The following is a 14,842-nucleotide window of genomic DNA, read 5'->3' on the forward strand; positions in this document are numbered from 1 at the left end:
TTTCAGGTGTGAGAAATTCAGGCGCGAAATTGTTGCTGTCAGCGGGTCAAGGCCCAAGGATTCAGGATGTCAATACCGGTTCCCTTGAAGTCCCGCACGTTGCGGGTGGCCACTTTGAAACCATTGGCGGCAGCGATGGCGGCAATGGCACCGTCGGCAAAGCTGATGGGGTTTCCTGCTGCCTGAGCCTTGGCGTGAACAAGCGCAAACGCCTGGGCAGCACTGGCATCAAAGGAAAGCAGGCGACCTTCAAACAGCGGCAGCATACGTGCGACCAGCGATTGCCCCAGCGCTGTGCGCCGCTTTCCAGCGGGCAGCGCTTCTATCCCGGCGAGCAGTTCAGCCAGGCTGATGGTGGTCAGGAACAGCGTTTCAGGCTCTTGGGCATTGAGCCAATCCAGCACGGCTGGGTCTGGCGCTGGCTTCAGTGGTTCGGACACCACGTTGGTGTCGAGAATGATCATTCAAAGCTCGCGGCGGCTACAGGCGTTTTGTCGCGTTTGAAATCAAGTTCGATCCCGCCCAGGTCTTGGCCAATTTGGGCCAGTTGGGTTCCGAACGCCACCCTGGGGCGAACGGCGGCTTCCAGGATGAATCTGATCTCTGATTCGGTGCTGCGGCCATGTTGCGCAGCGCGCGATTTAAGTGCCCGGTGGGTTTCCTCTGGCAAATTTCGGATGGTGACTGCAGGCATCGTGCTTCTCCTGATGAGATTTGAATGATAGCATGCTAGGTATTTGATATCAATTATGGGCATGCAGCACAATCCTGCTGGCATCACACACTGAAAGGAAACCCCCACATGGAATGCACCGTCAATTGGACAGGCGCCCTGGCCACCCGCTCCAACATGGGCTTTCTTGCCGAGACCGGCAGTGGCCACACGCTGATGATGGACGGCGCCCCCGATGCCGCCAAGCCCGACAACGGCGGCCAGAACCTGGCCCCGCGCCCGATGGAGTTGCTGCTGGCCGGCGCTGGCGGCTGCACCGCTTATGACGTGGTGCTGATCCTCAAGCGCGGCAGGCATGACGTGCGCGGCTGCAGCGTCAAGCTCAGCGCCGATCGCGCCGAGACCGACCCCAAGGTATTCACCACCATCAACATGCACTTCACCGTGACCGGCAAGGCATTACCCGCCGCCGCAGTAGAGCGCGCCATCGCCATGAGCCACGACAAATATTGCTCAGCCAGCGTCATGCTGGGCAAAACCGCCGCCATCACCACCAGCTTTGAGGTGCTGGAGGCGTAGGCCGAAATCGCTGTGCTTCAGACCCGGTGCGCCACCGTCGTCATCACCTTGGCGGCGGCTTTCATCAACCCCTTGACGGGCGCGGGTAAATCCATGGCGCCCAGTTCCATCGCGTTGTAGGCGTGGCGGGCTTCGTCGTCCATCATTTGCGCCACGATCGCGCGTGAGGCGTGGTCACCCGCGGGCAGGCGGTTCATGTGGCTTTCCAGGTGTGCTTCCACCTGGTTTTCGGTCTCCACCACAAAGCCCAGGCTCACCGCGTCGCCCAGCTTGCCCGCAATCAGCCCCAGCCCAAACGCCCCGGCGTACCACAGCGGGTTCAGCAGCGACGTGCGGTCACCCAGCTCTTTCAAGCGCTGCTCGGTCCACGCCAGATGGTTGGTTTCTTCGGCCCCAGCGGCCGTGAAATGGGCGCGCAGCGCCGCATCTTTGGTCGCAAAAGCCTGCGCCGTGTACAGCGCCTGGGCGCACACCTCGCCCACATGGTTGACGCGCATCAGCGCCCCGGCTTCCTTTTTCTCTGATTCAGACAACTCGGTCACCTCACCCGGCAAAGTTGGGCAGGCCTGCGCGGCCGCGTGCGATGCAAACACGGTGCGCAAGGCGGAGTCAGCAGCGATAAGGAAGCGGTCGATCATGGTGGGGTGTCCTGTGGTTTTTGCTGAACTGTGTGCGGGGAGTGACAAATTGTAGGGTTGCACACAAAATTTCTGACAGGCCAGGTCTGACTAACAAAAAAGCCCCGAGAGGGGCTTTTTTGGCGTGGTGGGCAGTGCCCGCAGATCAGAACCGGTGGCGAATGCCCAGCTGCACGGCGGTGGAGTCGGTGCCGGCCGAAGCCGTCACGCCGCCAATGTAGCCATTGCCGCCGGGAGCCACCTGACCGTTGTTACCGTTGTCGTAGCGAACCAGCACGGCGTTCAAGTCGGTGCGTTTGGACAGCGCATAGGTGTAAGCCGCGCCATAGGAGTCCACATCAGCGTTGTACGGCCGCTTGTCGTTGAACGTGTTATAGGCCACCGAAACAGTGTGTGGGCCGGTGGTGTAGCGGTAGCCAATGTGGTACAGGCGCCCGTCCTGCTTGAGGGCTTGGGTGTAGGCGCCTTGGATGAGCTTGGCTAGATCAGCCGATTTCGTGGCGCCCAAAACAGCTGCCCCAATATCTCCCATATTTGCCGGGTTGTCATCGGAAATCTGGATGGCCATGCCCGAGAACTTATGTGGGCCTGTGGTCATGGAGGCACCGATGACCGTTGACTTCAAAGAGTCTTGACCGGCTTCATTTTTAGTCGCGTTGTGGCCCAGGCCAACCGCGAAACCGTTAGTCTTGTAGCTGGCATTGAAAGCAATCATCTTACTGGCGTCGTTGGCTGCTTCGCCCCGGTCACCCATTGAATACATCAACGCACCCGCAAAACCATCCTTTGCAATCCTGTAAGCAATCGAGTTGGATTGACGAATTTCAAGGATGGAAGGGAAGGTCACAATTTGCCCTGCGGCCAAACCTGACTGCGTTTCCATGATGTCAAACATGGCATTGGTTTCAAACGCTGGCGTGTACATGCGCCCGGCAAGTACTGCGCCCACCGGCGTGATCAGTCCTACAAAAGCTTGCCGGTCGAAAAAACGGTCGCCGTACGGACCAACATTAACGCCAAATTTTTGGCCAGCTAAGCCCGGTACCAACTGATTGAGTAGTGCTTGGGTGGAGAGTGTTGTTGTTGGTCCAGTGGGAATAGATGCGGGCAACCCAAGCAAATCAGATTTTGAATACCGATCCGATAACTGGCCACCAGAGATTGGCGAGCTCTTGTTCGACCCCGTATCCAACTCCACCCGCGCTTCCAGCGTAAAAATCGCCTTGTACCCGCCACCCAGATCCTCGGTGCCCTTCATACCCCAGCGCGAGCCTTCCATGATGCCGCTGGCCACTTGGGTGACACGGCCAGCCTTCAGGCCGCTGGTGGATGTGATGCCCACGTCAGCCAGGCCATACAGCGTGACGCCCTCGCCAGTCTGGGCATGGGCAAACGCTGCGCAGCACAGTGCGCTGGCCAAGGCGATAGCGCGGGCGGCGCGGTGTTTGGACGAAATCTTGTGGGTCGTTGTCATGGTGGTTTGCCTCGTTGTAGTGGATAAAAAAGGACGGTCGTGCAGTTTTGAGGAATGATGCCCGGTGCTGGCGCCTTTTATTGCAGGGGTTTTCCCTGTTGTGGTGCATTGACGGTACTTTGGGAATATTCGGTAAATCACTGATTTAAAACAAAAAAACCGCTATCCGCCCCGAGCGCCACAAACCAGCGCCTATGGCCGGTTTGTTGCAATTTGACGACAGAGTCGCCTTCTTTACCCATCTAACTGGCCTAAAACTGGTTGAGTTGGCCATTTGACGGCGGTCCGGTGGTTAAATCAATTCCGCGATGTTTCATCCGCCCGTTTGAAGAAGTTAGTTGCTAGCCTTCAAACGTTCCTGTTAATTTTTTGGAGTTTTTCTCATGAAAAAAAGTCTGATTGCTTTGGCTGTTCTGGCAGCTTCCGGCGCCGCAATGGCCCAATCTTCTGTGACCCTGTACGGCATTGCTGACATTTGGTTTGGCCGTACCAGCTTTGAAGAAACCGTCAACGGCGTGACGACCAAGGCGCCTTCGCAAACCGTTTTGCAAGATGGCGGCGTGAGCAATAGCCGTTGGGGTCTGAAAGGTTCTGAAGATTTGGGCGGCGGCTTGAAGGCCAATTTCAAACTGGAACAAGGTTTCAACATTGATACTGGCGCCCAAGCTGCCGCCGGTAAAGCATTCAGCCGTGAAGCTTGGGTTGGTGTCTCCGGCGGCTTCGGTGAAGTGCAGTTGGGCAAGGCCAACAATGCATTTGACGACGTGAGCGCCTTGGCTGCTTCGGCCTTTGACTCTGATTTGGCCGCCATCAACAACGTGTTTGTGTCTACGGCTTTCGCAAACGCTTATGACAACACCATCAAATACGCTACACCTAGCTTCGGTGGTTTCAGCGGTGCTGTGAGCATGTCCTTGGGCGAGAACAAAGGCGCTAACTACAGCGCTGACAGCATTTACTCCATCAGCGGCAAGTACGCAGCTGGTCCTTTGGCAATTGGCCTCGCCTATGCCAAGGAAAAGTCTGAAGTTCCTGGCGATGTCTATGACGCAAAGGCAACCCGCCTCGCTGGTAGCTACGACTTGGGCGTTGCCAAACTGTTGGCAACTTATGGCCGCGTGAAAGAAGGTAATGACAAAGTTACTGAATACGAAATCGGCGCTGATGTGCCTTTGTCTCCAGCTTTGACGTTGTCTGGTGGTTATGCTCGTTCAAAGGGCAAAGTCACTGGTCTGCCTGACATCACCGGTAAGAGTTTTGGTATCGCTGTGGCTTACAGCCTGTCCAAGCGTACAACTGCTTACGCTGGTCTGAACAACACCAAGTACGATACGACTGGCTACGATTCCAAAGCAAACATTTACGCTGTTGGCGTCAAGCACGCGTTCTAATCTGACGCTGACGCAAGTCAGTTAAAGATGAAAACCATCAACCCCGCTTAGGCAACCAAGCGGGGTTTTTTAATGCCTGCGCTTTGATGCGTTGTCTACCCGTCGTGCGGCATGGTCTGACGCACGGGCTGCCGTGTCAGGCAGTTGGCCACAATTGCGAACGGGTTTGCCTGTAAGGCCCGATCGTTGGGGGAATCGGAAGGTGGCTCCAATTCAGAAAAAATAGAATTGGTTTCCATGTATTCAAAAAACATGTTTTCGTAACAACGTCCGCCTTGGATCATCAAGGCCCGCAATGTGGCCAGCACCGTGTCAGTGCTTGCTGACCCAGTTCTCCACCATCAGGTTCGGGTAGGCCGAAAAATCGGCCTCATTGTTGGTGACCAGTGTCACGCCAAGTGAGATGGCGTGCGCGGCGATCAATTTATCCAGTGTGTCCTTGCTGCGTTCTCGATGGGCATAGCGGTCAGGGCCATAGGCACGGGCCGCTGCAGCTTCAAAGGCAGCAACGGGAACGTCTTCCAGAAAACTGCTTAAGTGCGCCCGATTGGCGACCGCGCTCTCGCCAGAACAGGTGACTCCGAACTCGAGCTCGGCCAAGGTAATGGCCGAAATCACCACTTCGCCAACAAAACATTGGTCAAAGCGTTTTCTGACTTCAACTGGCTGATGCTTCATCAAGTAAATGCAAATGTTGGTGTCAAGCATGTACTTGGGTTTCATAGTGCCTCGCGCTCGCCCTCTTGGTTGCTACCGCGGCCTTCGCACATGAAATTCGGCGAGAACCGGGCGAGCTTGCCCAAAACATCCCCCAGGCGCCGTTGCATTGGGCGAATGCGCAATTCGTCGCCATCACGGTCAATGACCAAGTCGATGTCCAGGGTGCTGTAAGCCAGCTCTGCCGGTATCCGCACCGCTTGCGAGTTGCCGTTCTTGAAAATTTTGGTGGTGGCCATGCATGGTCTTTCATGATGAAATCGTGCATGCTACTGCAAAACCTTGAACTCGTAAACACATGGATGTACATCGACGTCATGATGTGCTTACCATTCGCCCGACTGCTCCCGAGGCATCAAAATGTGGCATTCCCGCAACGAACGCACCCTATTTGGGCATGTTCAGGGTCTTCAGGGGGGTGGTTTGACATGGTTGTCTGGTTCAATGCGTTCTAACTTCCTGAAACAGGAGGTTGGCCAGGGTTCTGAAGCCCATTAGTTCCGGAGCCCTTTGTTAAACCTTGGAGAATTTTCAAATGAAAAAATCGTTGATCGCATTGGCCGTTTTGGCCGCTTCCGGCGCCGCTATGGCCCAGTCTTCTGTGACTTTGTACGGTATTGCTGACGTATGGGTTGGTAGCGTGAAGAACACAAACAACGCCGCATCAGTTGCCGCTGGTGCTGGTGCTGGCTCGATCAGGCAAGCAGTGCTCGAGAGCGGTGGTGTGAATGGCTCACGCTGGGGCATGAAGGGTTCGGAAGACCTGGGCGGCGGTTTGAAAGCCAACTTTGACCTTCAAGCTGGTATCAAATTGGATGACGGCTCGGGCACCAGTACTTCTGCTACAGCCTTCTCTCGTCAATCATGGGTTGGTTTGTCTGGTGGTTTTGGATCCGTTCGCCTGGGTCGCACCACGACCCCGTTTGATGATGTGAGCGGCACCTCTAATGCCGTGTTTGACTCTGCTCTGGCCCCCGCAGGCTATGTGTTCAAGAGCACAGGTTACTCTGCCCGTCAAAACAACATGATGTTTTACCAGGCTCCCACGATGGGCGGTTTCAGCGGTGCCATCAGCTACGCATTGGGTGAAGACAAGACTGCGGCCACCAGCGCAACGGACACCACCAGCTTGAACTTGACCTATGGCGCTGGTCCGTTGGCTTTGCAGTTTGGTTACCAAGTGCAAGACGTCGTGAACGCAGTCCCAACGTCTGCTGACGCCAAGTTCACCCGTTTGGGCGCTTCTTATGACTTTGGCGTGGCGAAGGCCAAGGTTACTTACGGCAATGTAGATAACGTTGGCAGCGTCAATGGTTACGACGCCAAGGAATACCAGTTGGGTGTGGACGTTCCCTTGTCTTCTGCTCTGACGCTGTCAGCCAGCTATGCGTCATCCAAGGACGACAAAGCTACTGGCTTTGAGCAAAAGCGTACCGGTTACGGTATCGGAGCTTCGTACACATTGTCCAAGCGTACGTTCCTGTACGGTGGTTACGAGTCTGACAAAGCCACCAACAACGCAGCTGCTGACTCCAAGCACAACGTGTTTGCTGTTGGCATGCAACACCGTTTCTAATCTGATGCTGGCGCAAGCCAGCTGACGGTTAAAACTCACAACCCCGCCCGGGCAACCTGGCGGGGTTTTCTTATGGTGCGTCCAGCATGGGCGCACACCTGTCGGACTTCGTTGTTTTCCGCACGCCGGGCCACGATCCGGGGCGCCGTGCGTTCAGCGTCATGGCTGGCCGGTCGCAGCCTGAATAGCCGCCAACACATTCAGGGCGTTACTGGGGTACTTGAGCACCCCAATCAGGAGAAGTATCCTGGTCAAAAAATCTCAATGATTCAAGTTGAAGACCATGTGTATGCGGTGCCATTTGTTGAGACTGACAGTGAAATTTTTTTAAAGACCATCATTCCAAGCCGAAAGGCAACCAAGCAATTCAGGAGTAAGCCATGACAACCAAAGCCAGCTATGACGAGGAAGAGTTGGAAATTCTGCAGGCGTGGGAGGCGGGTACGCTTAAGCCCGTCGATGCCATGGTGGAACAGATTGCGTCGCATCGCGTGGCGGCTGAAGCCACGTTCAAGAAAGATCAGCGGCTGAATATTCGGATATCCACCCGAGACCTCAAAAATTTGCAGGCGCGCGCGCTGGAAGAGGGTGTGCCCTATCAAACTTTTGCAGCCAGTTTGTTGCACAAGTTTGTCAGCGGACGTTTGTCGTCGTAGCCAGCCTTGAAGTCTTATGGCGGTCAGCCGCCAGCCGACACAGGTGCAAACATGCTACGCAGCCATTCGCTCTCGCGCTCCTGAATGGTGGCCAGGAACGATTCGGTGGCGCCGGGGGTGTGTGTCAGCGTGCTGAAGTGGTCAAACCCGCTTTCCAGAAACTGTTGCAGTGCGCCCAAGCCGGCCAACTCGGCGGGCCGGCGCATGACTTTGAGCATCAGCCGCAGCCCCTTTTTGCGGGTGACGCGTGACAACTCGCTGCCGATGCCGAGGACCGTTTCCAGTTGCCACTGCCGCTGGTCGGGCTGCCCCACGGTGGCCCAGCTGGTGGCGTAGCGTTGCCCGGGTGCCGCGGCGCTGGTTTGCAGCCAGGCCCGTGCCATGGCCATGTCGAGTTGTTCGGTGACCTCGTGCAGTTGCGCCAGGGTCAGGGCCAGCGTGATGACTGGCGCCGGAAAGCTCAGCTCGATGACACTGGCCACTTTGGCAAATTGCGCGTCGCGCGCGCTGTAATCGCGCTCGCTGTAAAGCTCTTCCAGAAAAAAGGTGGCGCAGCCGACATAGGTGGGGCTGGCGAGCAGGTCAGCGTAGGTTTGGGTAAAACGCCTGGCCTGGGTTTTTTTCACGTCGTGCAGGGCGCTGGCCAGGGGCGGCGACCCAGCGGCCTCAGCGCGCAAAGCGGCCACGCTATTCAATGATTCACGGATGCAGCGGGAAGCTTCCATCAGCAAAGTGTAGGTCTTTGGCGCAGCGTTAAGGGCGCTGCGCAGCGACTTTAGGGGGATGACTCGCCATGCACGATACCCGTGCCCGCCCGGCGCAGAAGCAGGTGGCCTAAACTGTCCGCCCCGCAGTGCCAGCCTGTGCGCTGTAGTCCCATCCACCGACCACTTTCACGCCATTTGTTATGACCCAGGGAACCATCCGCATTCGCGGTGCACGCCAGCACAACCTCAAAAACCTGGACCTGGACATCCGTACCGGTGAACTCACGGTGGTCACCGGGCCGAGTGGCTCGGGCAAGTCCAGCCTGGTGTTTGACACCTTGTTTGCCGAAGGCCAGCGTCGTTATGTGGAGACCTTCAGCGCCTATGCGCGCCAGTTTCTGGACCGTATGGACAAACCCGCGGTCGACAAGGTCGATGGTGTGCCGCCCGCCATCGCCATCGACCAGACCAACCCGGTGCGCTCCAGCCGCTCCACCGTGGGCACGATGACCGAGCTCAACGACCACCTGAAGCTCTTGTTCGCCCGCGCCGCTCAGCTGTTTGACAGCGCCACCGCCCAGGCGGTGCGCCATGACACGCCTGAGACGATCTACCTTGACATCCAGGCCCGCGCCCAGGCGCTGGTTGACTCCGGTGGCTATGAAGGAGTTCAAGGTTCAGACGATGTGCGGCTGGCCATCACCTTCCCGGTGGAGCTGCCCGCCAGCGCCACACCCGAAGAGGTGGAGCAATGGTTGTCGGTGAGTGGTTTCACCAAGGTGCAGGCGCAGCGTGATGTGGAACAGCGCAAGCTGCTCGACGTGGTGGCCGACCGTTTCCGCCTGGGTGCTGCCGAGCGCGCCCGCGTGTTGGAGGCGATTGAAGTCGCCCTCAAACACGGCGGGGGTCGCCTCAGTGTTTATGTGTTAAATCAGCCTCTGGCCCTTATCAATCAAGGGCCGGTAGCTGCAGATTCAGGAGTGGATGCCACGCCCGAGATCTGGCGCTTTTCCACCGGCCTGCATTGCCCGGACAGCAACCTGCGTTACACCGAGCCAGTTGCCTCGATGTTCTCGTTCAACTCGGCGGTCGGTGCCTGCGACAGTTGCCGCGGTTTTGGCCGGGTCATCGGGGTCGATTACGGCTTGGTCATCCCGAATGACAAGCTGACCTTGCGCGCTGGCGCCATCAAACCGTTCCAAACCCCGGCCTGGACTGAATGCCAGGACGACCTGATGCGCCATGCCGAAACCCACGGTATTCCGCGCGACACCGCCTGGAACAAACTCAGCCAAGAGCAGCAGCACTGGGTGATCCATGGTGAACCCGGCTACCGCGACGGCCAGTGGAACAAGAAGTGGTTTGGCGTCAAACGCTTTTTTGAGTACCTGGAAACCAAGGCCTACAAGATGCACATCCGGGTGCTGCTGTCTAAATACCGCAGCTACACCGAATGCCCGACCTGCACCGGTGCCCGCCTCAAGACCGAGAGCCTGCTCTGGCGCATCGGCACCCAGGCCCAGGCCGACGCGGTGCTGGACCCCGCCAAGCGGTTTCTACCCGCTGGTGTGCAATGGTCACGCGCCCAGCTGGAGGCCCTGCCGGGTTTGTGCCTGCATGACCTGATGCTGCTGCCGATTGACCGGCTGCGCCGCTTTTTTGACAGCATGCAGCAGGCCCAGGTAGGCGCGGACTCAGGCAACGAGGCCGATGCCAAAACCCTCAAACTGCTGCTTGAAGAAATGTGCACCCGCCTGCAGTACCTCAGCGAGGTTGGCATCGGTTACCTGACGCTGGACCGCCAGAGCCGCACCCTGAGTGGCGGCGAGGTGCAGCGCATCAACCTGACCACGGCGCTGGGCACCTCGCTGGTGAACACCTTGTTTGTGCTCGATGAGCCCAGCATCGGCCTGCATCCTCGTGACATGCACCGCATCATCGTGGCCATGCAGCGCCTGCGCGACGCGGGCAACACTCTGGTGGTGGTGGAACATGACCCGGCGGTGATGTTTGCCGCCGACCGCATGATCGACATGGGCCCCGGCCCCGGCCAACTGGGCGGGCAAATTGTGTTTGACGGCAGCACCATTGATCTGCGCAATGCCGACACCCTGACCGGCGCTTACCTCGGTGGGCGCAAACAGGTGGGTATGGGCTTAAAACGACTGGTGGCGGCCAACACGCCGCGCCTGATTCTGGAAGGGGCGTCTGACCACAACTTGAAAAACGTCTCGGTCGAGATCCCGCTGCAGCGCCTGGTGTGTGTCACCGGCGTGTCAGGTTCGGGCAAATCCACGCTGATCCAGGACACCCTGGCCCCGGCCCTGTTGCGCCACTTTGGCAAAGCCACCGACACGCCCGGCGCCTTCGAGCACCTGTTGGGTGCCGAGCAGCTCAGTGACGTGGTGTTTGTGGACCAGTCGCCGATTGGCAAAACCGCGCGTTCCAACCCGGTGAGTTATGTGGGAGCCTGGGACACCCTCCGCGAGATTTTTGCCAACGCGCCGCTGGCGCAGCAACGCGGTTACACCGCCACCAAGTTCAGCTTTAACAACGGCGACGGTCGTTGCCCAACCTGCGGTGGCTCAGGCTTTGAGCATGTGGAGATGCAGTTCCTGAGCGACGTCTACCTGCGTTGCCCGGACTGCGACGGCAAACGTTACCGCCCCGAAATTCTGGAGATCAGCATCGAGCGTGGCGGGCGCATCGTCAATGTGGCCGATGTGCTGGACCTCACCGTCAGTCAAGCCGCAGCCTTGTTCAAGGACGACCGCGAGGTCATCCGTGCCCTGCAACCGATCGTGGATGTGGGGCTGGAGTACGTCAAGCTCGGTCAGCCGGTGCCTACGCTCAGTGGTGGTGAGGCCCAGCGTTTGAAGCTCGCCGGTTTCCTGGCTGAGGCGGCCAAAAGCAGCAGCGCCAGCCGCCAGGCTTTGGCGCGCAAAGGGGTATTGTTCATGTTTGACGAGCCCACCACCGGGCTGCACTTTGACGACATTGCCAAGCTGATGCGGGCGTTGCGAAAGCTGCTTGATGCAGGCCATTCGCTGCTGGTGATTGAGCACAACCTGGACGTGATTCGCGCCTCGGATTGGCTGATCGACCTGGGGCCCGAGGGTGGAGACGCCGGGGGTGAGGTGGTGGCCTTTGGTACGCCTGAGGATGTGATGCTGCATGCCAGTTCCCACACGGGTCAAGCGCTGCGCGAGTACGCGGCGCAGATGGGGGTGGTGCATGAGGTGGCTGAGGTCTCGGCTAAGTATTTGTCTGTGGTGCGCGCTGCTGCGAATGGGCTTGCGCCGGGCTCCTCAGACGTCAGCTTCGCTGCCTCGACATCGTCACCCGGCGCAAGCCCACTCGCAGCGGTTTCGAGGCTGGGCGCGGTGCCTGCCGCAGGGGCCGATGCCATCCAGATCATCAATGCGCGTGAGCACAACCTCAAGGGCCTGAGTGTGAATATCCCGCGTGGTCAGTTCACCGTGGTCACCGGGGTCAGCGGCTCGGGCAAGTCGACGCTCGCGTTTGACATTTTGTTCAACGAGGGCCAGCGCCGTTATCTGGAAAGCCTCAACGCCTACGCGCGCAGCATCGTGCAACCGGCTGGGCGGCCTGAGGTGGACGCGGTTTACGGCATCCCGCCCACGGTGGCGATTGAGCAGCGCTTGAGCCGGGGCGGGCGCAAGTCCACGGTGGGCACCACCACCGAGGTCTGGCACTTTTTGCGGCTGCTGTTTGTCAAACTCGGCACCCAACACTGCATCCACGACGGCACGCCGGTGGCGCCGCAAACGCCTGAGAGCATCGCCGCGCAGTTGATGAAAACCTATCGTGGCCAGCACATCGGCCTGCTCGCGCCGCTGGTGATGAACCGCAAGGGTGTCTACACCGAGCTGGCCGACTGGGCTCGCCCGCGTGGTTTCACCCATCTGCGGGTCGATGGCAACTTTTTACCGACCACGGCATTCCCGCGCCTGGACCGCTTTAAGGAACACACCATCGAGCTGCCGGTGTTCAGCCTGGATGTGACGCCTGAGAACGAAACTACGCTGCGCCAAGCCCTGGCCGATGCTTTGCAGCATGGCAAGGGTGTGCTGCATGTGTTGTCCGGCCTGGACGGGTTGTCGGAGGCGATGCAGGCGGGTACATCGACGGCGGGCATTGGCCGTTTGAGCGTGTTTTCCACCCTGCGTGCCTGCCCGGTCTGCGCCACCAGCTACGCCGAGCTGGACCCGCGCCTGTTCAGTTACAACAGCAAACACGGCTGGTGCCCGGACTGTGTGGGCACCGGTCTCAAACTCAGCCGTGAGCAGCGCAAGGTGTTTGACGACTCGGTGCGCGACGATGAAACCAAAGGTCGTGAACAGACCTTTGTTGAGGCCGATGTGGAAGACCTGGTGGATGTGGTCTGCCCCAGCTGCAACGGCACCCGCCTGAACGCCACCGCACGCGCCGTCAAGTTTGGCCTGCAGCTGGCCAGCGAGGGCACGGCCAGCGCAGCGGCCAAAACCGCCATCGACGGCATTGGTATCACCGAGCTGGCGCGCCTGAGCGTGAGTGACATGCGCGCGTGGGTCGAGACCTTGCAGGTGCTGGGCCGTATGAGCCAGCGCGAGAGCGAGATTGCGCGTGACTTGGTGCCCGAGATTCTGGGGCGACTCAAGTTTCTGGAACAGGTCGGCCTGGGTTACCTGACGCTGGACCGAGGTGCACCGACCCTGAGCGGCGGCGAGGCGCAGCGCATCCGCCTGGCGGCGCAGCTGGGCAGCAATTTGCAGGGTGTCTGTTATGTGCTGGACGAGCCGACCATTGGCCTGCACGCGCGTGACAACCAGATCCTGCTGGGTGCATTACAAACGCTCAGCGACCAGGGCAACACCCTGGTGGTGGTGGAGCATGACGAAGACACCATTCGCCACGCTGACCACATCATCGACATCGGCCCGAGTGCGGGCAAACGCGGCGGTCGGCTGGTGGCCGAAGGCTCGGTGGCCGACATCCAGGACGCCGCCGAGTCTCAGACCGGGCGCTACCTGTTGCACGCGATGCGCCACCCGGTGCAGGCGCGGCGGGTGGTGTTTGCTGCTGAATCAATAGCTGCTAGCCCTTTGGATACGAGGACTGCAGGCCAATTTGATGCTGATGCATCTATTGGCGTCGAATTGAATGCCAATGCGCCGGAAGCCTTGGCGGTTGACGCCACTCCGTTGCCCGGCGACCCAGCGTCTGCTGACAGCGCCTTGGCGGCTGTAGCTGGCGATGCCAAATTTGTGTTTGTGCCTGCGCCCAAGAAAACGAAGACGGCCAAACGGCTGCCCGTGGACCCGAACGTGGTTGAGCCCTACATCCAGCAGTGGATCACCGTGACCGGTGCCCATCTGCATAACCTGCAAAACGTCACCGTCCAGGTGCCACTCAAACGCCTGGTGGCGGTGACCGGTGTGTCGGGCTCCGGCAAGTCCACGCTCGCGCGGGATGTGTTGCTGGCCAATGTGCAAACAGCGGTCCACAAACGCAGCACCAAAGCTGGTCGGGACGCACTGGAAGCGGGTGAAACCATTGCCTGGACCGGTTGTGAACAGGTCAGCGGTTACGAGCCCGTGGACCGCGTGCTCGAAGTTGACCAGACCCCGATTGGCAAAACACCACGCAGTTGCCCGGCCACCTACATTGGTTTCTGGGACACCATCCGCAAACTCTTTGCCGACACGCTGGAGGCCAAAGCACGCGGTTACGCGGCCAACCGCTTCAGCTTCAACACCGGCGAGGGCCGTTGCCCAAGCTGTGAAGGGCAGGGCATCCGCACCATTGCCATGAGCTTTTTGCCCGATGTGAAGGTGCTGTGTGAAACCTGCAAGGGCGCCCGTTTTAACCCCGAAACCCAGGCTGTCACCTGGCGCGGCAAAAACATTGGCGACGTGTTGCGCATGGAGGTGGACGAGGCGGTGGACTTCTTTGCGGCCATGCCGGTGATTGCGCACCCGCTGCAATTGCTCAAAGACGTGGGCCTGGGTTACCTGACGCTGGGCCAACCGTCGCCGACGCTCAGTGGTGGCGAGGCGCAGCGCATCAAGCTGGTGACCGAGCTGTCCAAGGTTCGCGACGACATTACCCGGCGCGGCCAGAAGGCGCCGCACACCCTGTACGTGCTGGACGAACCCACGGTGGGCCTGCACATGGCCGACGTCGAGAAGCTCATCAAGGTCCTGCACCGCCTGGTCGACGGTGGCCACAGCGTGGTGGTCATCGAACACGACCTGGATGTGATCGCCGAAGCCGACTGGGTGATTGACCTGGGCCCGGACGGTGGCACCGCTGGCGGCCAGGTGGTGGCTGCGGCGCCGCCCGAAGAGGTGGTCAAGCTCGGCACCCACACCGGCAAGGCGCTCAAAGCGGTGCTGGCGCGGTGAGAGCTTGCGCCAGCAGGGGAGAAG

General features: G+C 59.3%; 12 protein-coding genes. 5 read left to right on the plus strand and 7 right to left on the minus strand.

Going from position 1 to position 14,842, the window contains the following annotated elements; translation table 11 throughout:
* Positions 1–38: 38 nt before the first annotated feature.
* The gene (locus tag LHU53_RS02040) at positions 39–464 is read right to left on the minus strand and encodes a type II toxin-antitoxin system VapC family toxin (protein WP_227330412.1); all 426 of its coding nucleotides are present in this window, start codon (positions 462–464) and stop codon (positions 39–41) included.
* On the minus strand, positions 461–757 hold the full coding sequence (locus tag LHU53_RS02045; RefSeq protein ID WP_370632198.1) for an Arc family DNA-binding protein: 297 nt from the start codon (positions 755–757) through the stop codon (positions 461–463). Before LHU53_RS02045 ends, LHU53_RS02040 begins: the two co-directional genes overlap by 4 nt.
* Positions 758–802: 45 nt before the next feature.
* On the opposite strand from LHU53_RS02045, the gene LHU53_RS02050 reads away from it, so the two are divergent.
* Positions 803–1,252 (plus strand): OsmC family protein, encoded by a 450-nt coding sequence (locus tag LHU53_RS02050; protein ID WP_227330413.1) that lies wholly within the window; start codon positions 803–805, stop codon positions 1,250–1,252.
* A 17-nt stretch (positions 1,253–1,269) separates the two neighbouring features.
* Here the strand turns inward: LHU53_RS02050 and coq7 are convergent, their stop codons facing one another.
* Both coq7 and LHU53_RS02060 read right to left on the minus strand, forming a co-directional pair.
* Positions 1,270–1,890, minus strand: coding sequence for a 2-polyprenyl-3-methyl-6-methoxy-1,4-benzoquinone monooxygenase (gene coq7 / locus LHU53_RS02055; protein ID WP_227330414.1), 621 nt, complete (start codon positions 1,888–1,890; stop codon positions 1,270–1,272).
* A gap of 145 nt (positions 1,891–2,035) precedes the next feature.
* Complete coding sequence (locus LHU53_RS02060; RefSeq protein WP_227330415.1) at positions 2,036–3,364, minus strand: porin; 1,329 nt, start codon at positions 3,362–3,364, stop codon at positions 2,036–2,038.
* Between the two features lie 383 nt (positions 3,365–3,747).
* Between LHU53_RS02060 and LHU53_RS02065 the strand changes: the two genes are divergently transcribed.
* On the plus strand, positions 3,748–4,755 hold the full coding sequence (locus tag LHU53_RS02065; RefSeq protein ID WP_227330416.1) for a porin: 1,008 nt from the start codon (positions 3,748–3,750) through the stop codon (positions 4,753–4,755).
* Positions 4,756–5,067: 312 nt separating this feature from the next.
* Here the strand turns inward: LHU53_RS02065 and LHU53_RS02070 are convergent, their stop codons facing one another.
* Together LHU53_RS02070 and LHU53_RS02075 are read right to left on the minus strand one after the other, a co-directional pair.
* On the minus strand, positions 5,068–5,478 hold the full coding sequence (locus LHU53_RS02070; protein WP_227330417.1) for a type II toxin-antitoxin system VapC family toxin: 411 nt from the start codon (positions 5,476–5,478) through the stop codon (positions 5,068–5,070).
* Positions 5,475–5,711, minus strand: a complete 237-nt coding sequence (locus LHU53_RS02075) for an antitoxin (protein ID WP_227330418.1) — start codon at positions 5,709–5,711, stop codon at positions 5,475–5,477. Before LHU53_RS02075 ends, LHU53_RS02070 begins: the two co-directional genes overlap by 4 nt.
* Positions 5,712–6,007: 296 nt before the next feature.
* On the opposite strand from LHU53_RS02075, the gene LHU53_RS02080 reads away from it, so the two are divergent.
* Both LHU53_RS02080 and LHU53_RS02085 read left to right on the plus strand, forming a co-directional pair.
* Positions 6,008–7,048, plus strand: a complete 1,041-nt coding sequence (locus LHU53_RS02080) for a porin (protein WP_227330419.1) — start codon at positions 6,008–6,010, stop codon at positions 7,046–7,048.
* Between the two features lie 380 nt (positions 7,049–7,428).
* Positions 7,429–7,704, plus strand: a complete 276-nt coding sequence (locus LHU53_RS02085) for a hypothetical protein (protein WP_227330420.1) — start codon at positions 7,429–7,431, stop codon at positions 7,702–7,704.
* Between the two features lie 23 nt (positions 7,705–7,727).
* Here LHU53_RS02085 and LHU53_RS02090 read toward each other — a convergent pair whose 3' ends face one another.
* Positions 7,728–8,429, minus strand: a complete 702-nt coding sequence (locus LHU53_RS02090) for a hypothetical protein (protein ID WP_227330421.1) — start codon at positions 8,427–8,429, stop codon at positions 7,728–7,730.
* Positions 8,430–8,611: 182 nt separating this feature from the next.
* On the opposite strand from LHU53_RS02090, the gene uvrA reads away from it, so the two are divergent.
* On the plus strand, positions 8,612–14,818 hold the full coding sequence (uvrA, locus tag LHU53_RS02095) for an excinuclease ABC subunit UvrA (RefSeq protein WP_227330422.1): 6,207 nt from the start codon (positions 8,612–8,614) through the stop codon (positions 14,816–14,818).
* The last annotated feature ends 24 nt before the right edge of the window (positions 14,819–14,842 follow it).

The organism is Rhodoferax sp. U2-2l (assembly GCF_020594515.1).
Classification (GTDB): domain Bacteria; phylum Pseudomonadota; class Gammaproteobacteria; order Burkholderiales; family Burkholderiaceae_C; genus Rhodoferax.